The 26,739-nt window shown below is 39.7% G+C and carries 25 protein-coding genes, 3 pseudogenes and 2 riboswitches; of the genes and pseudogenes, 7 read left to right on the top strand and 21 right to left on the bottom strand.

Annotated features, from left to right (window positions below; genetic code table 11):
* Window positions 1-56 precede the first annotated feature (56 nt).
* The 7 genes and pseudogenes from ACQKEZ_RS17435 to ACQKEZ_RS17405 form a co-directional block, all read right to left on the bottom strand.
* The gene (locus ACQKEZ_RS17435) at window positions 57-1,553 is read right to left on the bottom strand and encodes a PH domain-containing protein (RefSeq protein ID WP_427302969.1); all 1,497 of its coding nucleotides are present in this window, start codon (window positions 1,551-1,553) and stop codon (window positions 57-59) included.
* Window positions 1,543-2,022: a PH domain-containing protein gene (locus tag ACQKEZ_RS17430; protein WP_427302967.1), complete on the bottom strand. Its 480-nt coding sequence runs from the start codon at window positions 2,020-2,022 to the stop codon at window positions 1,543-1,545. The genes ACQKEZ_RS17435 and ACQKEZ_RS17430 overlap by 11 nt, the downstream gene beginning before the upstream one ends.
* 117 nt (window positions 2,023-2,139) lie before the next feature.
* Window positions 2,140-3,645, bottom strand: coding sequence for a degradosome RNA helicase CshA (gene cshA / locus ACQKEZ_RS17425; RefSeq protein WP_427302965.1), 1,506 nt, complete (start codon window positions 3,643-3,645; stop codon window positions 2,140-2,142).
* Between the two features lie 166 nt (window positions 3,646-3,811).
* Window positions 3,812-4,150, bottom strand: coding sequence for a n-acetylglutamate synthase (locus ACQKEZ_RS17420; RefSeq protein ID WP_427303090.1), 339 nt, complete (start codon window positions 4,148-4,150; stop codon window positions 3,812-3,814).
* 145 nt (window positions 4,151-4,295) lie between these two features.
* Window positions 4,296-4,966, bottom strand: a pseudogene (locus ACQKEZ_RS17415) (alpha/beta hydrolase).
* Between the two features lie 30 nt (window positions 4,967-4,996).
* Window positions 4,997-6,361: a UDP-N-acetylmuramoyl-tripeptide--D-alanyl-D-alanine ligase gene (locus ACQKEZ_RS17410; protein WP_427302963.1), complete on the bottom strand. Its 1,365-nt coding sequence runs from the start codon at window positions 6,359-6,361 to the stop codon at window positions 4,997-4,999.
* Between the two features lie 83 nt (window positions 6,362-6,444).
* A complete protein-coding gene (locus tag ACQKEZ_RS17405; protein WP_427302961.1) occupies window positions 6,445-7,530 on the bottom strand; it encodes a D-alanine--D-alanine ligase in 1,086 nt (361 codons plus the stop codon).
* A 183-nt stretch (window positions 7,531-7,713) separates the two neighbouring features.
* Here ACQKEZ_RS17405 and ACQKEZ_RS17400 point away from each other — a divergent pair, with 183 nt between their 5' ends.
* Window positions 7,714-8,034 (top strand): thioredoxin family protein, encoded by a 321-nt coding sequence (locus ACQKEZ_RS17400; protein WP_427302959.1) that lies wholly within the window; start codon window positions 7,714-7,716, stop codon window positions 8,032-8,034.
* 379 nt (window positions 8,035-8,413) lie between these two features.
* A complete protein-coding gene (gene fbpB / locus ACQKEZ_RS17395; protein WP_427302957.1) occupies window positions 8,414-8,566 on the top strand; it encodes a Fur-regulated basic protein FbpB in 153 nt (50 codons plus the stop codon).
* Between the two features lie 85 nt (window positions 8,567-8,651).
* Here the strand turns inward: fbpB and ACQKEZ_RS17390 are convergent, their stop codons facing one another.
* The 8 genes from ACQKEZ_RS17390 to ACQKEZ_RS17355 all read right to left on the bottom strand — a co-directional run bounded on the left by ACQKEZ_RS17390 (window position 8,652) and on the right by ACQKEZ_RS17355 (window position 17,377).
* Entirely contained in the window at window positions 8,652-8,987 is a 336-nt protein-coding gene (locus tag ACQKEZ_RS17390; RefSeq protein ID WP_427302955.1) for a hypothetical protein, read from the bottom strand.
* 117 nt (window positions 8,988-9,104) lie between these two features.
* The gene (locus ACQKEZ_RS17385; RefSeq protein WP_427302954.1) at window positions 9,105-9,872 is read right to left on the bottom strand and encodes an ABC transporter permease; all 768 of its coding nucleotides are present in this window, start codon (window positions 9,870-9,872) and stop codon (window positions 9,105-9,107) included.
* Window positions 9,850-10,779 (bottom strand): ABC transporter ATP-binding protein, encoded by a 930-nt coding sequence (locus tag ACQKEZ_RS17380; RefSeq protein WP_427302952.1) that lies wholly within the window; start codon window positions 10,777-10,779, stop codon window positions 9,850-9,852. The genes ACQKEZ_RS17385 and ACQKEZ_RS17380 overlap by 23 nt, the downstream gene beginning before the upstream one ends.
* A gap of 140 nt (window positions 10,780-10,919) precedes the next feature.
* The gene (locus ACQKEZ_RS17375) at window positions 10,920-12,161 is read right to left on the bottom strand and encodes a dicarboxylate/amino acid:cation symporter (RefSeq protein ID WP_427302950.1); all 1,242 of its coding nucleotides are present in this window, start codon (window positions 12,159-12,161) and stop codon (window positions 10,920-10,922) included.
* An 87-nt stretch (window positions 12,162-12,248) separates the two neighbouring features.
* Window positions 12,249-12,383, bottom strand: a riboswitch (cyclic di-AMP (ydaO/yuaA leader).
* 61 nt (window positions 12,384-12,444) lie between these two features.
* Entirely contained in the window at window positions 12,445-13,467 is a 1,023-nt protein-coding gene (locus ACQKEZ_RS17370) for an AI-2E family transporter (protein ID WP_427302948.1), read from the bottom strand.
* A 211-nt stretch (window positions 13,468-13,678) separates the two neighbouring features.
* Entirely contained in the window at window positions 13,679-14,953 is a 1,275-nt protein-coding gene (gene dctP / locus ACQKEZ_RS17365) for a C4-dicarboxylate transporter DctP (RefSeq protein WP_427302946.1), read from the bottom strand.
* Between the two features lie 124 nt (window positions 14,954-15,077).
* Window positions 15,078-15,761, bottom strand: coding sequence for a response regulator (locus tag ACQKEZ_RS17360; protein WP_427302944.1), 684 nt, complete (start codon window positions 15,759-15,761; stop codon window positions 15,078-15,080).
* Window positions 15,758-17,377: an ATP-binding protein gene (locus ACQKEZ_RS17355; RefSeq protein WP_427302943.1), complete on the bottom strand. Its 1,620-nt coding sequence runs from the start codon at window positions 17,375-17,377 to the stop codon at window positions 15,758-15,760. The genes ACQKEZ_RS17360 and ACQKEZ_RS17355 overlap by 4 nt, the downstream gene beginning before the upstream one ends.
* A 67-nt stretch (window positions 17,378-17,444) precedes the next feature.
* On the opposite strand from ACQKEZ_RS17355, the gene ACQKEZ_RS17350 reads away from it, so the two are divergent.
* The gene (locus tag ACQKEZ_RS17350) at window positions 17,445-18,530 is read left to right on the top strand and encodes a TRAP transporter substrate-binding protein (RefSeq protein WP_427302942.1); all 1,086 of its coding nucleotides are present in this window, start codon (window positions 17,445-17,447) and stop codon (window positions 18,528-18,530) included.
* Here the strand turns inward: ACQKEZ_RS17350 and ACQKEZ_RS17345 are convergent.
* Window positions 18,445-18,903: a DUF4937 domain-containing protein gene (locus ACQKEZ_RS17345; RefSeq protein ID WP_427302940.1), complete on the bottom strand. Its 459-nt coding sequence runs from the start codon at window positions 18,901-18,903 to the stop codon at window positions 18,445-18,447. The two genes, ACQKEZ_RS17350 and ACQKEZ_RS17345, sit on opposite strands and share 86 nt — an antisense overlap.
* Before the next feature lie 73 nt (window positions 18,904-18,976).
* Window positions 18,977-19,810, bottom strand: a complete 834-nt coding sequence (locus ACQKEZ_RS17340) for an EcsC family protein (RefSeq protein WP_427302939.1) — start codon at window positions 19,808-19,810, stop codon at window positions 18,977-18,979.
* Window positions 19,811-19,955: 145 nt separating this feature from the next.
* On the opposite strand from ACQKEZ_RS17340, the gene ACQKEZ_RS17335 reads away from it, so the two are divergent.
* The 4 genes from ACQKEZ_RS17335 to ACQKEZ_RS17320 all read left to right on the top strand — a co-directional run bounded on the left by ACQKEZ_RS17335 (window position 19,956) and on the right by ACQKEZ_RS17320 (window position 22,718).
* The gene (locus tag ACQKEZ_RS17335; protein WP_427302938.1) at window positions 19,956-20,216 is read left to right on the top strand and encodes a GlsB/YeaQ/YmgE family stress response membrane protein; all 261 of its coding nucleotides are present in this window, start codon (window positions 19,956-19,958) and stop codon (window positions 20,214-20,216) included.
* A gap of 218 nt (window positions 20,217-20,434) precedes the next feature.
* Complete coding sequence (locus ACQKEZ_RS17330; protein WP_427303088.1) at window positions 20,435-21,712, top strand: Nramp family divalent metal transporter; 1,278 nt, start codon at window positions 20,435-20,437, stop codon at window positions 21,710-21,712.
* A gap of 77 nt (window positions 21,713-21,789) precedes the next feature.
* On the top strand, window positions 21,790-22,359 hold the full coding sequence (locus tag ACQKEZ_RS17325; RefSeq protein ID WP_427302936.1) for a GNAT family N-acetyltransferase: 570 nt from the start codon (window positions 21,790-21,792) through the stop codon (window positions 22,357-22,359).
* Between the two features lie 98 nt (window positions 22,360-22,457).
* Complete coding sequence (locus ACQKEZ_RS17320) at window positions 22,458-22,718, top strand: response regulator (RefSeq protein ID WP_427302934.1); 261 nt, start codon at window positions 22,458-22,460, stop codon at window positions 22,716-22,718.
* A gap of 165 nt (window positions 22,719-22,883) precedes the next feature.
* Here ACQKEZ_RS17320 and ACQKEZ_RS17315 read toward each other — a convergent pair whose 3' ends face one another.
* The 4 genes and pseudogenes from ACQKEZ_RS17315 to ACQKEZ_RS17300 form a co-directional block, all read right to left on the bottom strand.
* Window positions 22,884-23,177 (bottom strand): hypothetical protein, encoded by a 294-nt coding sequence (locus tag ACQKEZ_RS17315; protein WP_427302932.1) that lies wholly within the window; start codon window positions 23,175-23,177, stop codon window positions 22,884-22,886.
* A gap of 102 nt (window positions 23,178-23,279) precedes the next feature.
* Window positions 23,280-23,755 (bottom strand): annotated as a pseudogene (locus tag ACQKEZ_RS17310) (T7SS effector LXG polymorphic toxin); the annotation flags it as partial.
* 113 nt (window positions 23,756-23,868) lie between these two features.
* Window positions 23,869-24,547, bottom strand: a pseudogene (locus ACQKEZ_RS17305) (thiamine pyrophosphate-dependent enzyme); the annotation flags it as partial.
* A 49-nt stretch (window positions 24,548-24,596) separates the two neighbouring features.
* Window positions 24,597-26,423, bottom strand: a complete 1,827-nt coding sequence (locus ACQKEZ_RS17300; RefSeq protein WP_427302930.1) for an APC family permease — start codon at window positions 26,421-26,423, stop codon at window positions 24,597-24,599.
* Between the two features lie 112 nt (window positions 26,424-26,535).
* Window positions 26,536-26,681, bottom strand: a riboswitch (cyclic di-AMP (ydaO/yuaA leader).
* Window positions 26,682-26,739 lie beyond the last annotated feature (58 nt).

The raw sequence follows: 26,739 nt of genomic DNA, 5'->3' as shown, positions 1-26,739 counted from the left end.
GACTAAAAAATGTCGATCGCCTCTTTTTCTTGGAGACGGTCGACATTTTTTCACATTCATGATGATTTGTTTTTTTCATATGAATACCAATCAAACACTCGCTTCGCATCTTCCTCATCTACATGATGTACCCCAAAGGAATCAAGAAGAGCAGAAGACTTCACAACCGTTCGTATACTCGCAACGCGCCCTCTCTTTTGGAAAAGAGATTGTGTCATGGTGTAATTCTGCATACGCTTCCTTAGGACAATCCCTGTTGTTTTTCCAATACCTCTTGACGTCATTTGAATGGACTGGTCATGTATCGTCCATCCTGACTGCTTAAAGGATAAAAAACCGATCATGAGAAAGAAAGGCAATGGGATCAATCCTAAATAGCCCCAAGGCTGAAATTTAAACGAAAGCGCAATTCCCACCAAAAGTGGTAATAAACCATAGGAGAATAAATAGCGTTTGAGTGATCGCTTCGGTACTTTTTTTAGATGACTTTCATATTTGTAATGCTCAGTAAATGCTGGGAGCAAGTCATTGATTTTTTTCTTTTGAATCAGCGGGAATAAAACAGACGATGTTTCTTTTTCAGAGATTGAACCGCCTGCGCTCACGATCATCACCGTTGCAAAACCAAATGGTTCTCGAATGATGTTTTCTTTGATTTTGATCGCTTGTATTCTTGCAAGAGGAATCGTCATTTGATGCCGTTCGATTAAACCTCTCGAAATGACAATCTCTTCTCCTTTCCGCTTTGCTGTAAAGTTAGCATATTGAAGAGCAGTCACTCCCACACTCAGTAACCAAGCAAAAAAGAGTGCGATGAAGATAAGCAAGGCATAAATTTCAATTCCAGCATGACTCAAAAAGCTGAAACGATTCAATAATCCGTCCATTGGTAGGAACTCATCGACCTGTGTATATAATGCCAGACACCCTGAGATAATGACACCTATTCCACTTGATGTAGAAGCAACAAGAAGCAATTCTGGAATGCCCATACGATACGATACTTTCACTGGCGCTTCTACAGGTTCTTCAATCGGCTCCGCAGCCATAGTATGTTCTCCTGTTTCAAGCGTGTTCGTGTTGTTTTGCTGTAAAGCTTTCTTGCTATTAAAAACAGTTTTTTGCAATTGGTCCGCATTGGCTTTTGTAATGGCAGTAAGCGTAACCTCCGCATCACCTGTACCACCAGCAGTTTCAATTTGCAATCTGACCAATCCAAAAATTCTTTGAAAGATTCCTTCGCTTGTGTTGATAGATTGAATTCTCTCTATTGCTATATATTTCTTTTTTTTCATAAAAAGTCCAGCTTCGACACGAAATTCATCGGCTTCAATGCGATATGTGAATTTTCTCCATTCTAAAATGCTTGAAATCGCTGTCCATAGAATGAGTAAACCGAGAATTATAAAGGCATAAAAGCGAATTTGCAAGTTGGAATTGACAAAAATAATGAAAAAGAATGGAACGATAATATTCTTGATCAAAGAAATGGCTCCCGACACAAAGTCAATCAACATGGATAATGGATGAACACGTCTTGGTTCAGACATCATCTTCAGTCACCCTTGCCATACGAGAGATGTAGTCACGAAGTTGATCTGCTTCCTCTAATTCTAGTGCTGGAATATGATGAACAGTAGCAGCCGTTGAAATTTGTACAGAAGCTAGGTTGTACCGTCTTAAAAGCGGTCCTTGTGATGTATCAACGTGCTGAACACGAACCATTGGCACGATGACTCGTGTGACTCGAATGAATCCATACTGAATTTCTATTTCATTTTCGAACACTTCATAACGCCATATACGATGGCGGATTTTCGGAATAAGCCAAATGGCTAATACAGCTTGAACAAGCCAGACTCCTGCGACAATTGCGCCAATCCAATAAGGCCAATCGAGATAATAACTTGCGACAAACACCCCAATGGTGACGAGCAAGAAAATAAATGAAATGATTCCATTTTGAATACGCCATACCTTTAGTCCATTTAAACTAATTTGACGTTGCGGCTGTTTTCTCACACTCTTCCCCCATTCTTTTACTTTTCTATCAGTATATTACGAAATGCGGCGTGAAAAGTTCCAATTTTCCATTTAGAAAAAGCGAATCCTGTTAGGGATTCGCTTTGAATTGTTTGTTTAGTTAAATGATTTCTTTTGACGGCGATCGCTAGAAGAACGATTACGATCAGTGGATGATGAACGTTTTTTATCACCGTAAGAAGAACGAGTATTTTTAGCTTTACCGCGATAGCCTCCGCTACCACCCTCTCTGCGTTTAGAAGATGAGCTAGAGCTACGGTTGCTACGATGGCGTTTCCCGATCATTGGTGCTTCATCTGTCAAACGGACAGGTGTTGCATCTGGCTCTTTTGTCATCATTTTGATTGCAGCTGCAACCACTGTGACAGAATCATGTTCTTCTAATAGTTCAGCAGCTGCTGTCATGTAGAAGTTCAGGTTGTTTTCGCCAATGATTGTGCGAAGACGGTCGACGGTTACTTGTTGTTGACCTTCAATTGCCTCATCCAATGTCGGCTCTTTCATACGATCCATTTTACGTTTTGTTGTTTGTTCAATCGCACGAAGCATATCTTTTTCACGCGGAGTGATAAATGTTACTGCCATTCCGGTACGGCCAGCACGTCCTGTACGTCCAATACGGTGAACATAGCTTTCAGGATCCTGAGGTACGTCAAAGTTATAAACATGTGTGACACCTGAGATATCAAGTCCACGTGCCGCAACGTCTGTTGCAACAAGCACATCAATTGCGCCTTCTTTAAACTTACGAAGTGCTACCATACGTTTTGCTTGAGTCAAGTCACCATGAATACCTTCAGCTGCGTAACCTCTCAGGTTCAATGCTTCAGTTAGTTCGTCAACACGACGTTTTGTACGACCGAATACGATTGACAATTCTGGAGATTGAATGTCAAGAAGACGTGTTAATGTATCGAATTTCTTACGCTCTTGGACATCCAAATAGAATTGTTGAATGTTTGAGACAGTCATCTCTTTCGCTTTTACTTTGACATGCTCTGGGTTCGTCATGAAACGCTCTGCAATGCGTTTAATTGGTGCAGGCATCGTTGCAGAGAATAACAGTGTTTGATGCTCACTTGGCACATTTGACAAGATCGATTCGATATCTTCAATGAAACCCATGTTTAGCATTTCATCTGCTTCATCAAGTACAACTGTTTCAACATTTTGGAGACGCATCGTACGACGGTTAATGTGGTCTAATAAACGTCCTGGAGTCCCTACGATAATGTGAGGATTTTTCTTGAGTGAACGGATTTGGCGACCGATATCCTGTCCACCGTAAATCGGAAGTACACGCGCACGCTTGTCTTGGCCAATTTTATAAAGTTCTTCAGAAACTTGAATCGCAAGTTCTCTTGTTGGCGCAATAATAATCGCTTGAATATTTGGAGACGCGGGGTCAATTTTCTCAACTAGAGGAATACCAAATGCTGCTGTTTTTCCAGTTCCTGTTTGTGCTTGTCCGATGACATCTTTATTTTGAAGACCGAGTGGAATCGTTTCTGCCTGAATTGGTGTTGCTTCTTCAAATCCCATGCGGTTAATAGACGCCATGAGACCTTCGCTTAAATTAAAATCTTGAAACGTTATTGTCAATTTATTCAAACTCCTTCTACTTGCTGTTTCAGTAATCTCGTGAATGATCATTAAAAACTGCCCATTTACTGAAAGGACAGGTCATTATATACAAAGCCCGAATTACTTTACGTTTTATCTTACCATTACACTATGTGTTTTTCAACAAGGCAGAAATCAATGCAATCTACAGTTCTTCAATGACAGATTCGCCTTCGCTTAGATCTCCGTCCATCCATTTCCACTTTTCATGCAGCTGAATTTTACCATGATCTAACTGCTTTGGAACCGAATAACAAGATCTACTTCTCATGCTATCGTCTTCGTTGACGTGATGGTACCTAAATTGAAGTGTTCCATCATCATTTACTGTTCCTACCAGTACACCAGATAAAATACTTCCGCCTTTATATGCACCAGTTAAAATGTGACTTTCCTGTCGATAATGAAACATTGTGGCACTTGAAACCTCGCCATTCTCAGAATTAGACTGAGGAATGAAGGTTTTGCCATCATATTGGAACAAACGATTCAACCGCCTCTTTCTATTGTAACATAGGCTTAAGGCTCGTTCGACAAAAAAGTTTGGAAATTTTAACTAGCATGCATCTTTTTATATTAGTTTAGCCACATTTTCGCTTTTTTATATACTAAAAATCTTTCTTTAAAAATTAATCGACACTTTCGAATAATTTTCCCGCACAAGGTTCATGACAGACAAGATGCTTACAATTTGGCAGGTAATACAGTTTCTTATTGTGAGAAGGGATTTTGTGATAGATATAATCAGCGCTTGTCACAGGGACAATCCCATCACTTTCACCTTGTACAATTAAAACTGGTAAGTGTAATTTTTCAAGAGAGGCTTTGGTTCATTTTACCAGCTTCATAAACTCGATTGTTGCTGCTACTGGGGTCCTTGAGAACTTATGACGATATCTGTGATACAAGGGATTTTCAGCAAGAAGTCCTGAACGAGACTCCTTTAACATTTGTCTCATATCCTGAACCATTTGTTTAGGGTTCACATATTTTTCCGCAGCGCTTAAAAGCACAAGACGGGCAACAGGGTATTTGGCTGCTAGGTATGATGCAATCATTCCCCCATTGAAAAATCAATGATAAATATCGTGTCACATGTCTTTAGTAGTGAGAAGAGCTCAAGTTCAGCAGAGGCAATCCACTCCTGATATAAGGCACCTTTGAAATTGTGAGTTTCCCCATGGCCTGGCAGTGTCACAGGCTGAATTGTCCAATCTGTTGTCTTTTTTAAATATTGGACGAGTGGCTCCACTTCATATGGTGTCCCTGTAAAACCATGGATACACAAACAGCCAATCATATTGCCACCTTCTTTTTACTACTTTATCTTTTATAGATCTGTAATAACCTCTTCAAGACGCATGCCGCGTGAAGCCTTTACAAGAATAACATCCTTAGCACCAGCTAATTGTACTAGCTTCTTCTTCAGCTCGGCTTTCTCAAGATAATGGAAGACACGGTCTTCTTCGAAAGTTTCTTTTGCCCCTTCTGCAATAAATGCGCCCAGGTCACCATATGTTAGCACAAAATCAATATACTTTGGTTGAATGTAGCGACCAAGATCACGATGATACGACTGTTCCTCTTCACCCATCTCTAGCATATCCCCTAAGACGAGAATTCGGTTTGCGAATCCATCCATGTCACCAACAAGGTCGATCGCGGCTTTCATCGAGGTCGGACTTGCGTTGTAGGCATCATTAATGACAGTAATGCCGTTATCCGTTTGGAACAGCTCTAAGCGCATACCTGTCAATTTCGTTTGCATAAGGCCTTGGGCTATTTGTTTTTCTGTTAATTGAAAATGCTGACCGATTGCTATGGCAGCAAGTGCATTCTTGACATTGTGTTTCCCTAAAACAGGAATTAAAAACGCCTGGCTGTATCCTTCCACATGAAATTCAGTACCTTCTGCAAGTTGGTTCATATGGGTCAAATGGACATCACTGCTCTCTGATTCACCGAAAGTTTTTGTAGTACGCGAGAGTTCCTCAGCCCTTTCACAAAGAAGTGGTTCGTCTCCTAGATAATAAAGGACGCCTTCCTCTTTTAGCCCTTTTACAATTTCGCATTTGGCATCGGCAATGGCTTCTCTTGAACCAAGGTCTTGCATGTGCGACTCACCGACATTTGTAATAACCGCTACCTCAGGCTCTGCTAATTCGGAAAGAAATTCAATTTCTCCTTTTGCACTCATTCCCATTTCAAGAACAGCAATTTCAGTCCCTTTCGGCATTGCTAAAATGGTAAGGGGAAGTCCAATGTGGTTGTTAAAGTTCCCATCTGTTTTATGTACCCGGTACGTAGTTTGTAAGACAGAATGGATCATATCCTTTGTCGTTGTTTTTCCATTGCTTCCAGTAATTCCAACAACACGTGGGTTTTCTTCTTGCAAATAGGATTTAGCCAATTGTTGAAGTGCAGCTAACGTATCATCAACAAGAATCACAGCTACATGTTCAGGTGGATTCGCTTCTTGTTTATTCCAAAGAACAGCTGTCGCTCCTGATTCAAGAGCTTTCTCAACAAAAACGTGACCATTGAAATGCTCTCCGATTAACGGGATAAATAGTGCTCCTTCTGAGACCTTGCGAGTATCTGTTGTCACCCCATGAATGTCTTTTTCACCAAATGCTGGATTTGTTAGCTCTCCACCTGCCATTTTTGCAACTTGCCCGACTGTGCGTTTAATCATTTCATTCGCCTCTCTTTCCATTTTCCCCTCTAAGGAAAAGAGACACTACCTGTTAGGATAGTGTCTTATGCTTGTTGTTCACATTAAAAAGTTGTTTTAATGGTTTGTTTTTCTTGATGACGTTCAAGCGCAAGTGACACTAGTTTCTCAATGAGTTCAGGGTATTCTACACCCGTATGTTTCCATAGAAGCGGGAACATGCTAAACGGTGTAAATCCTGGCATCGTATTCACTTCATTGATCAATACACGTCCATCTTCTGTTAGGAAGAAATCAGCACGCACTAAACCCGATCCATCGATTGCTTTAAAGGCTTTAATTGCCATGTCTTGAATCGTTTTATACGCCTCTTCCGAAACACTAGCTGGAATAATTAAGTCAGTATCGCCATCTTCATATTTAGCTTTGTAATCATAAAAATCTTTTTTCGGTGCAATTTCACCTACAACTGAACAAGCCGGTTCATCATTTCCTAATACACCAATTTCGATTTCTCTTCCAACAACTCCTTCTTCAACGACAGCACGTCTGTCATATTGGAAGGCTAAATCGAAGGCTTCTGATAGTTCTTCTTGGCTTCTGCATTTACTAATACCAACACTTGAACCCATATTTGCTGGTTTGACAAAGCAAGGGTAACCAAGCTCTTGCTCAATATGCGCTAAACATTTGGCTTTTGCTTTTTCGTAATCTTTTTTATTAAAGGAAAGGTGCTTCGCCTGTGCAAGTCCTGCTTGAGCAAAAACATCTTTCATCACGACTTTATCCATACCCGCTGCGGATGCAAGGACACCGTTACCAACATAAGGGACATTCAAAAGTTCGAGTAAACCTTGTAGTGTTCCATCTTCTCCATTTGGTCCATGAAGCAATGGGAACACAACATCAATTTTCTCTTCTTCTGTTGTTGTCACCTGTGGAAACATCTTGTTATTTAATGTAGTTGGCAAAAATGTCTGCGCATTTTGCTCGAATTGCAGCATCTTTACATTTGATACTGGTTCAGTGAGTTTTTCTCCTCTTAGCCATTCGCCCTCTTCGGTAATATAAATTGGATGTATATCGAACTTCTCCGTGTTAAGCGCCTTTGTAACTGCAAGGGCTGTTTGCAGTGATACATTATGTTCGGCTGATTTTCCGCCGTAAACTAATCCTAAACTTATTTTCAATGGATACTCCCCCCACTAAAATTCATCTTTACTATCTTATCACTTTCATCAGAAAATGCTCTAATTAATTTTTGTTGTCATCTAATTGAAATGATTTATAAAATCAGTCAGTACGTTTCGAGCATTTGAATGTCATTCGTCTCTATTTTATATTAAAATGACAATGAAAAGGAGTTGTGACCATTGGAAAAAATAACAAGTACTGAACAATTCAATGAAATCATTCAATCTGACAAAGAAGTGATTATTAAGTTTTTTGCGACATGGTGTCCCGACTGCACAAGAATGGACATGTTCATTCCTGACATTTTGGAAACTTACGCTAATAATGAATGGTTTGAAATAAATAAAGACGATTTCCCTGAACTTGCCGAAACATACCAAGTAATGGGTATTCCTAGCCTATTAATTTTCAAAAATGGCGAAAAGACAGGCCATCTGCACAGTGCAAATGCTAAAACACCTGAGGAAGTAACTGAATTCCTTCAAGGTTATATTCGGTAATTCGTTTGACAAGTTCACTTTTGGTGTTTATGAATGAAGGGCATGAGCAAAATTGCTGATGTCCTTTTTGTTTTCATCCCCCTTTTATGTATCCTTCACCTCTAATCGAGTTACTTAGATTAAGACGTAGCATTCCAATAAAACGTTTCAAATAGGGTTCACCATGTTGGACATGGCGACAGAAATAGACAGCAGATTATTTCCTGGGAAAGTATTTGCTGTCGAAGCCAGATCAAATATGTCGTTTGGATGAATTTTCAGAATTGATCCTTTACTTCCGTATATTTGGTTTGTATAATGAAATTATCTAATTGAAAATGATTATCAATTTCATCTAAGTGAAACCAAATAGATATCTTAATCAGGGAGTGCTGTGATCATGTCTAAGAAAAAAATCAAAACATATCAGCAATTAATCGAAGAAAACAAAAAAGCGATCATGCGTGATCCAAAGATGATGGAAAGCATTTATAAGAACATCGACAATAAACACCAAAAACAGCTTGCAGCTGTCGGGCGTGAATCATTTTAAAGAGTAGGCTTGATGCCTGCTCTTTTTTATTTGGCTACATCAAAAAAGCTGATAAAATCAACTACTTGATTTTACCAGCTTTTAGTTAATGTGACTTTGCTGCACGTTCCTGCTTCATGCCAAGATAAATGAGCATATATGTTAAATAGCCCATTGTCATCGTCAAGCCACCAAAGAAAAATTGAGAAAATACAGGCTCCTCAAAAGTTGTGACAGCAGCAAGGGTCATCCAACTTGCATATAAATAGATCATAAACCATTTCATATTTCGTTTGAATGTATACAAAATCAAAAGACCCGCTAATGAAAATACCCCTAGCGCAAGTCTAAAATAAACAAGATGATCAAATTGGAAGGCAAAGGACACAAACGAAAACGACAAAAGCAGTAACATCGGTAAAGCTGTAATGAAATTTCTCACGATAGTGTCACCTCCATGAACTCCTACTTATTATAAGTCAAAATAAGCGGTGCATTTAATGCACCTATTGGTTTTCACAAAAATGTCACGAATTTTCTCTATTATTTGACACAGTTTTTACACATTTATATCCCGTTTCCAAAATAGAAACCAGGCAGCCCCCACAAAAAAGACAAAGTGTGCACAAACGATAAAGATTGAAAATAGTGGTGTCATCCCATCAAATGGCGGTGGACCTGAGAAACTATATTTCGTGAAGTCTGTATTCGCAAACAATAGAATTTTACCCCACTGATTTTCAAAAATCGACATGAGGGGCACCAGTGATTTCGCTGTATATAAGACAAAAAATGAGGTAACGAGTGCAAGCAAACTGTTTCTAAATAAGGACGAGCATAGAAAAGCAAAGCTTGCCATCATCACAACCTCAATCCATTGCGAACCAATTACTTGAAGCGTATGGTTAAACAATTGACCAGTGTCTTCTTCGAAGTGTGGACCGAATAAAATGAGCCCAAATAAAAAAGCAAGCACATAGTAAATAAGAAACAAATATAAGACAGTCAGCACCAGTGTAATGTACTTAGATAGAAAAATCTCGAACCGGCTTTTCGGACGAATCAATAAAAATTTGATCGTTCGTTTTTGAAATTCAGATGAAATGATGGTTGCCCCAATGACAACCGCAAACACTTGGAGAATGAATACCATATTCGTGGAATAAGCAAAGTAGTTCACCACTGAATCATTTCCGCCAAATCCATCTACTAGTTGCTTTACAATCAGTGCCATCACAATTTGAAAAATCGCAATTAAACCAATCGCAACAAAGGGGCTTTTTTGTTTAAGCCATTTCTTATGCTCATTCATGATGAGATTTAACATGAGAGGTACCTCCTTCTGTTAGCTTCATAAACGCAGCCTCAATGGATTCTTTTTGTGGCTGGATGGCGTATACTTGAAGATCTGCAAGAGCGAGTTGTTTGTTAAGTATAGGAACCTCTTCTTTTTTGACCTGAAGGATAAAGTCGCCTTCTGACATTTCGTATGTATACCCATTTGTTTTTAACCAATCGGCTGCTTGATCGCTAGGATGAATCTCCATCCGTACATGTGTGTTAGCTGAATTGGCCTCTTGCAAATTGACTGTCGCTTTAATGGTTCCTTTTTGGATGATGACCATCCGATCACAGAGCTCCTCCACTTCATGAAGAAGATGTGTTGCGAATAAGACAGACGTTCCCTCATCTTTAACAAGTGACAATAGATGCTCACGGAAATCTTTCATCCCTGCTGGGTCCAGTCCGTTCGTGGGCTCGTCTAAAATCAATAAATTCGGCTTGTGCAAGATCGCCTGTGCGATTCCAAGTCTTTGTTTCATTCCTAAAGAGTACGTTTTAACTTTTTGATGAATGGCATGTTCGAGCTTCACTCTTGTGATGACCTCTTGAATTCTTTCTTCTGATATGTGGTTATACATGGCTGCATACAGCTCAAGGTTTTCATATCCGGTTAAATGTAAATAGAATTCTGGATTCTCAACAATCGCACCAACAGACGACATGGCTTTTTTAAAATGCTTATCTTGGGAAAAACCATTGATTATGATGCTCCCTTTTGACTTTTTCATTAACCCAACAATCAATTTAATTAAGGTTGTTTTACCAGAACCATTCGGCCCAAGCAGTCCAACGATTTCTCCTTGCCTAATGTCCATTGAGATATTTGTCAAAATCGCTTTGTTGCCGATTTTTTTATCTGTTCCTTCTATCTTTAATATGACAGGATCCAAATTGGCTCCTCCTTTGCAAGTAAAATAGCCGTGCGTTTCATCGCACTGTTTAAAAGTATATCACGATGGACATATGCACACTTTTACTAAATGTACTTTCTCCAACAAAAAAAGGGCTGCTGATGCAGCCATGCTTTTTATTACATAGAGATATTTTGTGTTTGTGCAGATCCCTCATGTTTTTTCTCAGTTTCCGCTACGATAACTGCGCATGCAGCATCCCCAGTAATATTCACAACCGTTCTTGCCATATCAAGAAGACGGTCAATTCCGAGAATTAATGCGATTCCTTCAACTGGAAGCCCAACAGAATTAAGCACCATTGCAAGCATGATGAGGCCAACCCCAGGTACACCTGCAGTACCAATACTTGCAAGCACAGCCGTTAAGACAACTGTGAGCATCTGCATGAGTGTCAGTTCAACACCAAACACTTGTGCAATAAAAATCGTGGCAACCCCTTGCATGATGGCAGTCCCGTCCATATTAATCGTCGCACCGAGCGGCTGTACAAAGCTTGAAATCGGCTCAGGTACTTTCAGTCTTTTTTGTGCTGTTTCCATAGAAACAGGTAACACTGCATTACTGCTAGAAGTACTGAAAGCAACCACCATCGCTGGTGAGAAGTCTTTAAAGAACGTAAAAGGATTTCGTTTTGCCAAGAACGCAAGTGTTGAACCATATATTAAGAAGAAATGAACAACAAGTGCAAGTAGAACGACTGCGAAGTATAGGCTCATTGCTTTCATTGCATCAAGCCCTTGACTTCCAATCGCTGTCGCAATTAAACCAAATGTTCCGTACGGTGCAAATTTCATCACAACACCGACTAAGTACATCATTAGTACATTACCTTGCTCTAACATTTTGAGTAGTCCTTCTGTTTTCTTACCGAGAATGGCAATTCCAAGTCCTAAGAATAAACAAAAGACAATGATTTGCAGCATATTCCCTTCAACGAGTGATTGTACTGGATTTATTGGAATAATATTTAGTAGGGTTTCAGCTATAGATGGGGCTTCTTCTGCTTTATATTCAGCACCTTGAGTATCAAAAGTTCCAAATGATCCTGGTTTGATTAGTAGGGCTAAAGTCATTGCGATGATGATTGCTAAAGTCGTGGTTGATAAAAAATAAGTGATACTTTTCGCACCGATTCTGCCTAGCTTCTTTGGATCACCAAGCCCAGCAACTCCAAGTGTGATGGAGAAAAAGACAATCGGTACAACGAGCATTTTAATTAAGTTTAAGAAGATTTGACCTAGAGGTGTAAACAAGTAAGGGTCTAGAATTTTGAATACGTTTGGAGCATAAATGTTGAGCAGGAGTCCCGTAATTGCACCTAAAATAAGTGCGATGATGATTTTAGTGGCTAGCTTCAATAAAATCTCCCCTTTCCCTCATAAAAAAGCCCACGAGAGAGTTCTCTCGTGGGCTTTGCTTCATGTAATATAAGCATTTACCACAATTGGGGCTCTCTTCACGCTGATGAGGTTAGCTGACGGGTTAGGACGAAGAGATGTCCCTTTTTCTGTATGACAGAAAAATTCACCCCAAAGTAATGGGTCCCCCATTCCTTTAGAAGGATTAAGCGTGTGGTCATATACTATTTTCATTACATTTATACCTTATTTCACATAATTTGTAAACAGTTCATGTGAACTTTTAATTACTTTCTTCCTTATTTGTTACCTCTAATATATCTAAAATAAACACAAAGATTGGAATTCCGATAATTAAGCCCCAGATTCCAATGTAATGCTCTGAGAATATTAACACGACGAACGTGAAGAATATCGGTAGCTCTGTCTTTGCAGACATTAACTTTGGATTTAAGAAATACGCCTCAATCGCATGAATGATGACAATGACAAGGAGAATGTAGAGAACGTACATACCGCCACCAAGTGTATAGGCAATAATGCTAAGAGGGATGAGAGATATGACGACACCCGCCACAGGTATTAACCCTAACAGGAAGACCATCACAGCCAGTCCGAATAATTGCGGGAATCCCATAAACCAAAGAGCAATAGTTGTTAACACACAGTTGACTGTTGCGATAATGAATTGTGCTTCTAGAACTTTTCCAAACGTTCTTGAAAATTTACGACCGAAAAAGGCAATTTCATGATAAAATACGGAGATTTTGCTCGTTCTAAACTTGTTCATAAACTGGATGAGGCGATCCTTCTCGAATAAGAAGAACATACTTAATATTAAGGACATAATCACCTGGATGCTGAACGTACTAAAATCAGTTATGTATGTATATAGGAAATTAAAACCTTTTTCGAAGTAGGTGGAAATTTTGAAATCTCCGAACACATTGGTGATCACATTGAAGAAAGGTAAATCTTGTGGATGATCTGCAATCTTCTTTCCTAACTTGAATAGCTGTTCAACCTGCTTGGCAATAACAGGTACAAAGACGAAGCCACCAATGGTCAAACCACCTGCTAAGAGAATATACAGAATGGTTATGACTGCTTTTTGTCCAATCTTAAGGAAATGATTCAAAAAGCGCCTTAATAATCCTTCTAAACGATTCATTAAAAAAGTAAAGATGAATGTCAGTAAGATAAGATTCATCATCCCTCTTAATAAATACAATACAGTGGCTAAAACAACAAATACAGAGAAGCGTTTGACACTCGGTCTTTCGAACAATTTGAAAAATGCCGCCATTATGTTACACACCTACCAGGACTAAAGTCTATTTTCACATGCATCCGATATTCATTATATCGGGTCTTTCTGTAAATTATATAACAAAAGGAAGCAGAGGTCTTACGTTTCGACCTATTTTTATTTTTGTTTCAAGAATTTTCTTTTTAAATACAACAAAAAACCGAAACCTCTCTTTCACATAAGGTTTCGGTTTTTTGACTATTTTATACTAAACTGCCTGCTTCATGCTACGCATTTCCTGAAGAGCAGACTTACTTTTATTTTCATCAAATTCGCCTTCGCTTTTCGCTACAACGATTGTTGCAATTCCATTCCCAATAAGGTTCGTGATGGCTCTGCCTTCACTCATAAAGCGGTCAACACCGAGTAGAAGTGCAAGTCCCTCAAGCGGAATCACCTGAAGTGCAGCGAGTGTGGATGCAAGAACAATAAAGCCGCTTCCTGTGACGCCTGCTGCCCCTTTAGATGTCAGCATTAAAACAAGGATGATGGTAATCTGTTGTCCAATGGACAGGTCGACACCAAATACTTGTGCAAGGAACACAACCGCCATGGATAAGTAAATGGATGTGCCATCGAGGTTAAATGAATAACCAGTCGGGATGACAAGACCTACAACAGATTTTGAACAACCGTAGCGCTCCATCTTATCCATCATTCTTGGTAGCACAGATTCTGAAGAGCTTGTGCCAAGTACAATCAAGATTTCATCTTTGATAAAGCGAAGGTAGCTAAATAAGCTAAAGCCATACATTTTACATATGATATTGAGTACGACGAAAATGAATATGAACATTGTCATATAGACCGATAGCATCAAGCTCGCAAGTGGTTTAATGGAAGCGAGACCAAAGTGACCAATCGTATATGCCATCGCACCAAAGGCCCCTAATGGTGCAGCACGCATAACATATCCAATGATTTTGAAAAAGACAAGTGATAGTTTATCAAGCCATTCGATGATCCCTTTTCCTTTTTCCCCGAGTGCAGCAAGAGCGACTCCGAATAAAATCGAGAAGAATAATACCTGTAAAATATCTCCCTTAGCAAACGCATCTACCATATTAGATGGAACAATGTGTGTCACAAATTCCATCCAGTCGATGCCCTGTCCCCCATCTTGGGTGTATTGAGAAACGTCCCCTTTTTCAAGCTTACTGTAATCAAGCCCATCCCCTGGCTTCATGATATTGACAACGAAAAGACCAATGACAAGTGCGAGGGTTGTCACGACCTCAAAGTAAATAAATGCCTTCCCACCAACTTTTCCTACCTTTTTCATATCACCCATTTTGGCGATACCAAGCACGATGGTTAAGAAAATGATCGGTGCGATGACCATTTTTACTGCATTAATAAATGTATCACCAAGCGGCTTCATTTCCTTCCCAACACTTGGCCAAACCATCCCAACAATAATCCCGATGATAACGGCTGTTATGACCTGAAACGTTAAGTTTTTAAAAAGCCTAGACAGCTTCATAAACTTCCTCTCCCTTACCCTTTGATGTCAACGCTTAACTCGTTTCTGTAGCTAAAATGATAGCGGTTTCATCAATGACTGTGAAGTTTATGGACATATCGTACATTTTGGTCTTTTTGGTCTCTTAGTCAAAAGGCACGATATATGTATTGACAGGTCTGCCAACACCACCGTACTGCATATCTAATTTCAGCTCTCCTTCTTTCACAAGAAAATCGAGGTAACGACGTGCTGTCACCCGCGCAATCCCAAGTGAATTCGCAACTTCCTCCGCTGATTGCGCACCATTCTGTGCTTTCATATAGGCTTTAATTTCATTCATCGTGTATACATTTAAACCTTTTGGCAAAAATGGTTCCTCCTGCTTAATGGCCGGTTTTCGTATGATGTCATCAAGCATTTCTTGAGAAAATTCCTCCGTATTTCCTATCTTCGCTCTAAATAATTTATAGCTTTCAAGTGATTGCTTCATTCGCCCAAACTTAAAAGGTTTAATGATATAGTCTCGCGCGCCATTTTGTAGCATGATCCCTATTGTTTCTTTATCTTTTGCTGCTGAAATGACAATAATATCGACTTTGATTTTCTGTTTTCTAATTTCTTGGAGTGTTTTAATCCCGTCCTTTTTGGGCATATAAACATCCAAGACTACGAGATCTGGGCAGACTTCTTTAATGAGTTGAATTCCTTGTTCGCCATTCCCTGCAACTGCTACCACATGAAAGCCAGGGACACTCATAATGAACTCTTTATTTACCTCTTGAACCATTGGGTCATCTTCGATTAAAAGTACCTTTATGTGAGTCATCTGTCTCTCTCCTCTATTGTCATCGGGAATTCAATTGAGAAGGAGGTACCAAAGCCTCTGCTTGATGTGACCTCTACATTTCCCATCCCTTTGTCTATAATCGTTTTTACAATATAAAGCCCATAGCCTGTTCCACCATCTTTATCATGTGTGAAGCCCTTTTCAAAGATATGAGGAATGATTTCCTCTTCCATTCCAGAACCATTGTCTTCAATGAGTATTGCAAGGAGTTCCTCTGTCTGTTCAATACTAATCGAAATCAGCTTCTCTTCACGCTCTACTGAATCAAAAGCAGCAAAGGCATTTTCGATTAAATTGCCTAGTAACTTCGTCATATCGTGCTGATCCAAGGTTTGCGGAAAGGATTGAAGACTACTTCGCTCATCCACCTCAACTGTCATGCCGAGTTCCTTGCCTCTTCTGATTTTGCTCATGAGAAGCCCTGCAACTGCGTCGTGCTGAATCACACGATGCAAAAAGTCTGTGACGGTCTCCTCTTCCTCTGTTGTTTGAAAAGCAATATCTAGCGCTTGCTCTGATTTCCCAAGCTGAATGAGACCTGCAATCGTATGAAGCTTGTTCATATGCTCATGATTTTGCACCCTAAGCCCGTCGACGAAGTTTTTCACACCGGTTAATTCTTCTGCAAGTTTCGTTGCCTCTGTTCGGTCTTGAAAGATAGCAACAGCGCCAATAATTTGCTTCTTCATCACAATGGGAATTCGGCTGCTCATGATTCGTTTACCGCTCATCTGAATTTCTTCATTGTAAACAGGTTCAGCCCGATCAATAATTTCTGGCAGTCTCGTATCTGATAGTACGCTCCAAATGTTTTGTCCAACCACATCCCCTGTAACGTGAAAGATTTGCTTTGCCTTTTCATTAAAGATCGTAATTATATGCTGATTGTCAATCGCAATGACACCTTCATTAATGGAATGGAAAGTGGCTGTACGTTCCTCTAGCATTCTCACAATCTCATGCGGTTCTAGCTTAAACATCTGCTGCTTAATATGACGGGCGAGTAAGAAAGAACCAACTAAGCCGAAGCTTAGCGTTAAGAGTAAAACCATGACAATATCACGTTTCATTTCCGCTAAAATATCTGTGATGCTCGGCAAGGTCCTACCTACAAGAACGACACCCGTTTGATTGAATTTTTCATCTTTCACTGGATAAAAAGCTCGAATGGCTGTACCGAGTTCTCCTTGAGCCTCTGAAAAATAAATGTGCTCAGCAAAAGCAGGCTCTTCATCACTTCCCTTCGATCGCTGACCAATCCTTTCCTTCACTGGATGGGTAAGCCTCACATGATTCATATCCATCACAACGATGTAATCTGCATCTTGTATAATACGAATCTCTTCGATCGAATTGTTCAAATCTAAGCGTTCCTTTGTCTGTCCAGCCAATGCATGCTTCACCTCACTCAGCTCAGCAACTGTCCGTGCGGTATTCATTAATCGTTTACGTAGCTCCCTCTCCTCCGTTTGTTGAATACCACCAACAAGCACAATACCTCCTATCAAAAGCGCAAAAATGACAACAAAATAGGTCAAAATGGTCAGCTTCCACCTGATGGATAATTGATTTAATTTCAGTTTATTTCTCATCATTTTTTCACCTATATCTTTACGAATTCTTATTCTCTCAAGTATGCTTAATAAAAGGAGGGTCGCTCACATGAAGAACTTGCTTGCTTATGCTTTATTACTAATCATCGGTTTTGTAACCGCTTTATACATTGGCTTTTATCATATGATGCCGAAATCTGACACAGTATTTGATGATGAACAGAGCGGCCTAAAGGATCAACTTGTCTTTAAATTCAGTCATGTTGTTGCTGACAACACGCCAAAGGGACTGGCAGCGAAGAAATTTGCCAAACTTGTTCATGAGAAATCTGATGGCAAGATCAAGATTCAAATTTTTTCCAACGGAAGTCTTTATTCCGATATTGAGGAAATCAATGCATTAAAGGAAAACCAAGTACAGTTTATCGCACCCTCTACCTCAAAGCTCGGTATGCTCTCTCCTGAATGGTCTGCACTTGACCTTCCTTTCGCTTTTCCAAACTATGCAGCGGTCCAAGAGGGATTAAACGGTGAGATTGGCAAAAGACTATTCGGTACTTTGCAAAAAGACGGATTGAAAGGCATGGCCTATTGGACAAACGGCTTTAAACAAATTACTTCAAATAATGGCCCTATTCGCAAACCGAGAGATCTCAAAAATCAGTCACTTCGTATTATGCAAAGTGATATGATCGAAAAGCAGTTCAAGCTGTTGGGTGCTAAACCGTACCAAGAGTCATTCAATTCTACGTTTCAATTATTAGAAACGAAAAAAGTAGATGGTGAAGAAAATACAATTTCAAATATTTATTCAAAAAAATTCTATCATATACAAGACTATATGACGATCAGTAATCATGGTTACTTAGGATATGTAGTTTTAACAGATCAATCTTTTTTTGAACGACAGACACCTGAAACACAGAGAATTTTACTTGAAGCCATGCAAGAAACGACAGCTTGGAACGAGCAGCACGCAGAGCAAATGAACAAGGATCAGCTCAAAGAAATCAAGCACGAATCACCAATCGCCATTCACGAATTGACACAAGTGGAGCGCAAAGAATGGATGAAGGCTCTTGATCCAATTTATGATGATGCTGAACGTATTATCGGTACATCACTGCTGAAACAGATTCGAGATTTGCGGAAGCGCTACGAGGAAACACCTGCAGATGGATTAGAACGTAACTAAGCATGTGACAACCGTCGGCAGAAGTGGTAGCTGAACTGATGTACCACTCATCCTCAAGCATCACTTCATTGACATCAATCATGTGCCAAATGTCCTCGATGTTTTGTGAAAATTGAATTGAGATTGCTTTAAACGTACCTGCTTGTCCTGTTTGTTCAAATATCTGATCGTACACATCTTTCATAAAGAGCTCATACGAAGAGGTGCCCTCCCAAATAGCAAAAATATACGCAATCTCCGTACCATCCGTTGATGTACTAAAGCCTCCAAATTGTTCAGAAAAACCTACTACTGTTTTTAAAGGTGCCCATTTCATTTGTGCTTTATAAAAACATGCCTGTTCTATTTCACAACGAACCATTTTTATCAGCATTTTCATTTCCCCTTCAACTGTCATTTCTTCTCGCATTATACTTCAAAATAAAAAAACCCTTTGCTCAAAGGGTTTAATTTGCATTTTGCGCTTTGATGTCCTTTTCCTCTAACTCAGCTAGTCTTGTCAAAATTCTCCGCTTGCGATATTGCATCATCCCTGTCTCCGCAATACCTTTTAATTGAGTGCGATTTGACACCGCTCCAAACAAGATACCTGCAATCGGCACAAGCTGAAACAGTTTTTTCCATCCGAATGAATCTCGATAGTTGTATGCAACTTCTTTCCACCCTTGAAGTTGAGACATCATATTTTCATGCTTTTTACTCTTTGTTTCATAGCTTTTTAGCTCTTTTAAAATTGATTTTTTCCCGACCACATCAGCTGAATTTAGTTGTAAGCATTTAATGATAAAGACCCGCTCTTCTTTATTCTTTGGATCATAGCCATATGTGACAGCGATATCCTGTAATGTTTTTAATGAAAGCCCGAGTACGGCTGGGATATCAGCTGCCAATGTAAACATACCACCAACACCTGTTGTCGCACCTTGAACGGTTGCTAAATTGGCTCTGTTTTTTCCCATTCCTTCACTAATTTCGTCCATGACAGAAATGGGCGCTTGTTGGATATCTTGAATGCTTGTCACTTGTTTGTCCGTTAACCGTGATTGAAATTTCTTTATAATCGCTTTTTCAGAGGTTAAATATTCTCCACCAGACTGAATAAAGTATCCCATCTCATCGAGTAATACACCGATTTTCTTCTGAATAAAGGCAGGGGTCAGCTTGTCCAATACTTGAAATGGAAGTCTACTGAGCTTTTCCCAAAACCATGCCTTTTGCTGCTCTTTCTCCCATTTTTCTATTTCCTTCAATTGTGCTTGTAGCCATTTCTGCTCCTCCATGCCTTGTCCTCCTTCTTTGATGTATTAGTTCTTTTTATTATACACATACTATGCACAATATACGTGTGCATACTTGAATGGGTTTCAAGATGTTTAACCCTACACAAAAACGGTTATTAAATCAGTAACAAAGGAGTGATAAATCATGTTAGGATTTCTTATTTCATTAGTAGTGGCAATTGTCATTGGATTGATTGGCAGTGCTATCGCTGGAGGTAGAGTTCCTGGTGGGATGATTGGATCAATGATTGCAGGACTTGTTGGCGCATGGATTGGGCACGGTTTACTCGGTACGTGGGGTCCTAGTCTTGCCGGATTCGCTATCATTCCAGCCATTTTAGGAGCCGCGATTTTTGTGATCATCTTGAGCTTGATCTTCCGCAGTGTAGGTTCAAGAGTATCATGAAGGATGAATCATACAGGTTGCACCGTCTGATAAAAGGCGGTGCTTTTTCTTTGTTTCGACTGACATGACATTGTTTGTTTTCACTGACATATGCTAAACAAACCTATTAGTTCAGATAGTTGACAATTCAGAAAGATGGGCATATGATGAATAAAAAATTGCACGAAGGAAACTTTTTATGCCGAAGTAAATTTTTTCTAGAATTCAGGTGATGAATGATGACAAATAAATATATTGATGAACAAGCACAGATGTCAGTCGCAGCTCAGCGTGCACTTGAAGGAAAGGTGAAAGGGTTTAGAAGGCTTCTACCATTTTTAGGCCCAGCCTTTATTGCAGCGATTGCATATATTGATCCAGGGAATTTTGCAACGAATATTGCCGCAGGTTCTAAGTATGGCTACCTGCTTTTATGGGTAATTCTCATCTCGAATTTAATGGCATTGCTCATTCAATCGTTATCCGCAAAGCTTGGGATTGCGACAGGCAAGAATTTACCAGAGGTTGCACGTGAGGAATTTCCAAAGCCCGTATCCATTGGCTTATGGGTCCAAGGTGAGCTTGTCATTATTGCAACAGATTTAGCTGAATTTATTGGTGCAGCACTTGGTTTATACCTCCTTTTCCGAATCCCATTACTTGAAGCGTCTGTCATCGCCGCTATCGGTTCATTTGCGATTTTAGAGCTACAAAGAAGAGGCTACAGAGCACTAGAAGCAGGCATTACAGGGATGTTATTTGTGGTTGTCATTGCATTTGCAGTGCAAACCTTTGTCGCAAAACCAGATTTAGCTAGCGTCGCAAGCGGATTATTTATCCCTAGATTTGACGGTACTGATAGCGTCTTACTTGCAGCAGGAATTTTAGGGGCAACGGTCATGCCACACGCCATCTATTTGCATTCAGCACTCACTCAAAGACGAGTTGTTGGCAGAACAGTACAGGAGAAAAAACAAATATTCCGCTTTGAATTTTTAGATATTCTGATTGCCATGTTAGTTGCTGGTGCGATTAATGCGAGTATGCTGATTGTAGCAGCTGCACTTTTTTATAAAAATGGATTGTTTGTTCAGGATCTTGATGTAGCATTTGTACATTTTGGTACCTTAGCAGGACCTGTATCCGCAGCACTTTTTGGCATCGGGCTCCTTGTCGCTGGATTGTCCAGCTCATCGGTCGGCACATTATCAGGTGATATTCTGATGCAAGGGTTTATTCAATATCGAATACCGCTTTATGTGCGCCGCTTCATCACGATCATTCCTCCTATTGCCATTATCGCATCTGGAGTGAATCCGACATCAGCCCTTGTGATGAGCCAGGTCGTTCTTTCATTTGGAATCGCATTTGCCTTAATCCCGCTGATTATGTTTACAAGTAAAAAAAGGATTATGGGTGAACTGACAAATGCCCGTTGGGTGACGGTTTTATCTTGGATCATTGCCGGGCTTGTTGTTGCGTTAAACTTATTCCTCATTGTTGACACCTTTATGTAAAAAAAGACGGTTCTTCACGAACTGTCTTTTTCTTTCCATTTAGGTATGGTAGAATTTCCCCGAAGGGATGTGGGCATATGTTTTTTTATCAAGATCAGAACATGTCAATGCGTCTGCTTGAACCAAGAGATGCAAAAAGCCTCTTTGTGCTCATTCAACGCTCTAGACAATACTTGCGTGAATGGATGCTATGGGTAGACACAACTCAGACAGAAGAAGACAGCTTGGCGTTTATTCACAGTGCCATGCAGCAAGCATTACAAAACAATGGATTCCAAGCAGGGATCTGGTCACATGGTGAATTGGTTGGAATTATCGGGACGCACCAAATCCATTGGGTGAATCGAACAGTATCCATTGGGTATTGGCTCGGTGAAGGACACCAAGGCAAGGGCCTCATGACAAAAGCCTGTAAAGCCATCATTCAATATTTATTTGAAGAATGCGGACTGCATCGTGTTGAAATTAGAGCATCTGTGCATAATAAAAAAAGCCGAAGAATCGCCGAACGATTGTCCTTTTCGCTTGAAGGCATCCTAAGAGAATGTGAATGGCTCGGTGACCACTTTACCGATCATTGCGTCTACAGCCTCCTTCAACCAGAGTATGCGGAACAAAAGGAACGCTACCTAATTCAGCCAACCTAATTGTGTCGATTAGATGAATTATTTTATAAAGTGAAGTTTTACCTATCAGATGTAGAGTCCATCTGTTAGAATAGAAATAAAAAATCGGGGTATTGCATATGTCTCTTATTATTTTATTTTACCTATGGATTGTTCCATTACTATTTGGAATTTTCTTTTCGTTCCTTACAAAAAAAGCATCCTTTAAACGGCGCTTCGTTCCATCATACAGTATGATCGGTCTCAGCATCGTCTTTCTCATTATGGCATTGGTCTTATCAGCCAGTCATTTTCTCTTTATCTGTGGTATGTTTTTATTTGCGACAACCCTTGTCGGTTCTGGCATTCCATTATTTTTAGCGTTTACTAAAAGACCATAATATATATGAAAACCACCTTTTCTTTGATGAAAAGGTGGTTTTTTATCGGATATTTCTTGAGTTTTAGTGCTAAACAGCGCTAAAAGATTCTTTTCAGTTTATTTCCACCAATTTAACGTGATTTATTTTAGTCGCTTTTCAATAAATCATATAATTTGCTTATAGTCAGTTGATGTGAATTATTCGATTGGATTTTCCCCAGTCATCATCTTTAATGACTGAAACTAAGTAATGACCATCTGGGGATATATCAGGTACCCAGCCTAAGTCTATCAACATTGAAGCTTTTTCATGATTTAATTGTAATAAACCTCCTGTAAACAGACACCGACTGTCATATTCACTCTCTAGGTTTCCTGGATCAATTTCATATTTATTATAATTAATTTTCCAGCCTTCTGAAACTCTTAATAGGTGTATTTCTGTTGAAGGGATATCTATTTCAATATTTCTTCTCATTTTTTTACCTCTTTGTCTTATTATTCATGGTTCATTCCAAGTTTCCGTAAATATTTATTTAGTCTTTCTCCAACAATAGGGTATCCATGATAAACATTCCCAGATGTTGATAAATTCAGAAGATTGCTTCTGAATATCGTCTTTTGGTTGATAGATTTCGCTATTTTGATACGCTTTCCGATCAAAATTCATCTATGAAATCAATTTTCCGTCATTTGTCGCATTGATCATTTCAGTATACAATGCCATTGTAGCTTGCTCGTCTGTTTCAGACAAAGCATATTCATCTTTTAGATTTTGATCTAGCTCTTTTAAATCTTTCAGCGTCTTTTTTCGCCCGTCTTCGGCATTTTCTATCTTTTCGTCAAACGTTTTACTATCAAACACATCAAATCTATGTCTTGGAAAATAGTTTTGAGTGACTTCTTTTGATCAGACACAATGCTCTCCGCATTCTTAATGCCCATCTCCACCTGATTATCTAAAAAATGTTCTTCAACAAAGGTATTGCCGCCAAAATTTGCATCCTCTAGCGTGCCTGAAACACCTTCATGAAAGGTTTTTTGCTTATCAATAAACCCCTTTCATTCACCTTAGATAAAGGACTAAAGAACTAAATATTTGATATGATGATGTGCACAAAAAAAGCCAGCCTCTCCCTATCGGAGGCTGACTCTGTCCAGCGAATCAAAAAAAACCGCTTTAAACTTTTCTTTAATGGCGGGATATCCATTTCACCTTTTTTAAAGAGTTGTTTTAGCATATATTTACTGAATCCTGCGGCTTGCGTATACGTGATTTTACCTGGTAATGGCGGTTCGTCTGTAACTGCCACATCAATAATGACTGGTTGATTCGCTTGAAGAGCTTGATCGAATGCTGGTGCCAATCCTTCATGTGATGTAACTGACAAGCCTTTGCCACCACACGCCTCAGCATATTGAGCAAAATCAATATTGGCGAGTTCTGTCCCATAATTGATATTTCCTTTAACCTGCTGTTCGTACTCAATCATGCCGAAGCTATTGTTATTTAAAATGACAACGACAATCGGTAATTTATATTTTACAGCGGTAACAAAATCCTGCATGACCATCGTAAAGACGCCATCACCACAAACAGCAACTGCTTGACGGTGAGGCTCACACATTTTAGCTGAGATGGCTCCAGGCAATCCACAGCCCATTGTCGCAAGCCAGCTCGAAATGATAAAGTCCTGTTTTTTCATTTGCCATCCAAACGGTGACATTGCCGACATCTACTGAGAGAATCGCATCGTCAGCTACCGCTTCTTCTAGTCTGGCAATGACTTGTTGTGGCTTAAGCGGTGAGGTTGCTACTGATTTTTCTTTTTCAATCTCTGCACGCCATTTCACCTACCACCCGCTCTTTCTTATAAAACGTTCCAATTGGATCTCGTTACTTTTTAAAATGGTATGGCAATGTCGCAACAATGATATTTCGTTTCCACAAAAGACGAAATCTTAGTAAAAAGGCTGATTGATTGTGTAAAATTGTATGCCATCTCTTCTTTGGTATAAATTGTGGAACGAGCACCATCACTCTATATTGATACGCATTTGCTTTTGCTTCTATCGTTTCAAGGAACTTATCAAGTGGATGGATCAGGCTACGATAGGATGAATGAAGCATCACGAGTCGTACACCGCTATTTAGCTTTTCCCAGTCTGATTCGATTTTTTTATCATTTTCTTTATCAAACGAAACATGGACAGCAATGACCTGATCAGATAGAGATTTTGCATATTGAATGGATTGCTCCACTACACGAGTGACACCTGCTATAGGCACAATGACGACATTCCCTTTTATTTCAATCGGGGACGTTTCATTTAAAAGCCGTAACTGTTCTCCCACCGCAAGATAATGCTTTTTAATTGCATAAAATATGAAGAGAACGATCGGCATAAAAATGAAGACAGGCCAAACCAGATGGAACTTCGTCAATATTAAGATGAGCAACACTGTGAGTGAAATTAGAGCACCGACAATATTGATCGGCATTTTTGTTTTCCAACCCTGCGGTTTTTCTTTGATCCATTTTACACACATACCGGTCTGCGATAGTGTAAATGGAATAAAGACACCGACTGCATAAAGTGGAATGAGGTGCTCCGTTTTCCCATCAAATAGCCAGATTAACAACAGCGATGCCACGCCTAAAAAGATGATCCCATTGGAATACCCGAGTCTATCTCCTCTGACTGTAAACATTCTTGGCATGTATTTGTCTTTTGCTAAATTGACTGCAAGTAATGGGAATGCAGAAAAGCCTGTGTTTGCTGCCAATATTAAGATTAATGCTGTCACTGTTTGAATACCATAATAGAAAAAAGTACGTCCAAATGTATCAGCTGCGATTTGTGAGACAACCGTTTCTTCTGGTTTTGGAGAGATTCCAAATCCAAATGCAAGCAGTGTTACCCCTAGAAAGAGAACGGCTAGCAGTCCGCCCATCATGAGCAGTGTTCTTGCCGCATTTTGAGCAGCAGGCTTTTTAAATGATGGAATTGTATTTGAAATGGCTTCTACACCAGTAAGTGCTGAACACCCAGATGAGAATGCCTTTAATAACAAGAATAGTGTAATCCCTGTTACGTGTGTACCAAATGCATCGTGTTCCGGTGCTGGTGGCACTTGGCCTGTTAATAATTTAAATCCACCAACTCCAATTAAAATCAGCAGTGAAAATACGAATAAGTAAACTGGATAAGCCAGTATAGAAGCTGATTCAGTTAACCCTCTCAAGTTTAAAACCATAATCACAAGGACAAGGATAATCGCAATCGCTACGTGATATGGATACAGTGCTGGGAATGCGGAAGTAATGGCATCCGTTCCTGCTGAGATACTTACAGCAACCGTTAGAATATAGTCTACTAACAGAGAACCACCAGCAATGAGCCCTGGTATTTCGCCTAGATTTCGCCTTGATACCACATATGCTCCCCCGCCCTCTGGGTAAGCATAGATGATTTGGCGATAGGATAAAATTAATGCCATAAGTAAAATTAAGACACAACCTGCAATCGGTACTGAGTACCAAAAGGCTGCCGCGCTGACAACTGATAGAACAATTAAAATTTGTTCTGTCCCATATGCGACAGAGGACAATGCATCTGATGATAGTAATGCCAAAGCCTTTATCTTTGTTAGTTTTTGTTCTCCTGCTGCCTGAGATTTAAGTGGCTTTCCGATTAAGATACGTTTCATCAAACTGTACATGTTGCCCGCTCCTTTAGTGTCAAACTAACTTGAGAATTTAAAAAATGAATCGCCAAAAAGACACAGAGGCAATAGAATGCCCCTGTGCCTATATTGGAGGTCACAGGTTGGTCTTTGCTCTCTTTAACGCTTACGAGGTTAGCTGACGGATTCGGGCTCATGAGAATTTGCCCTACCTAATTAAAGGATTCACCCCACGTGGCAATTCATACACCACAATTGGTTCCCCCGCTCAAAATGATTCAGCGATTTGTCTTTTATAAAAGAGATCATACTCCCGTTTGACACCAAAGTAAAGTGAAATTTCCGAGCGTAC

Source organism: Bacillus sp. NPDC077027 (assembly GCF_050269555.1).
In the GTDB taxonomy this organism is placed as follows: Bacteria; Bacillota; Bacilli; order Bacillales; family Bacillaceae; genus Bacillus.
Note: the sequence above shows the minus strand (reverse complement) of the source record. Positions and strands in the feature narration are given on the sequence as shown.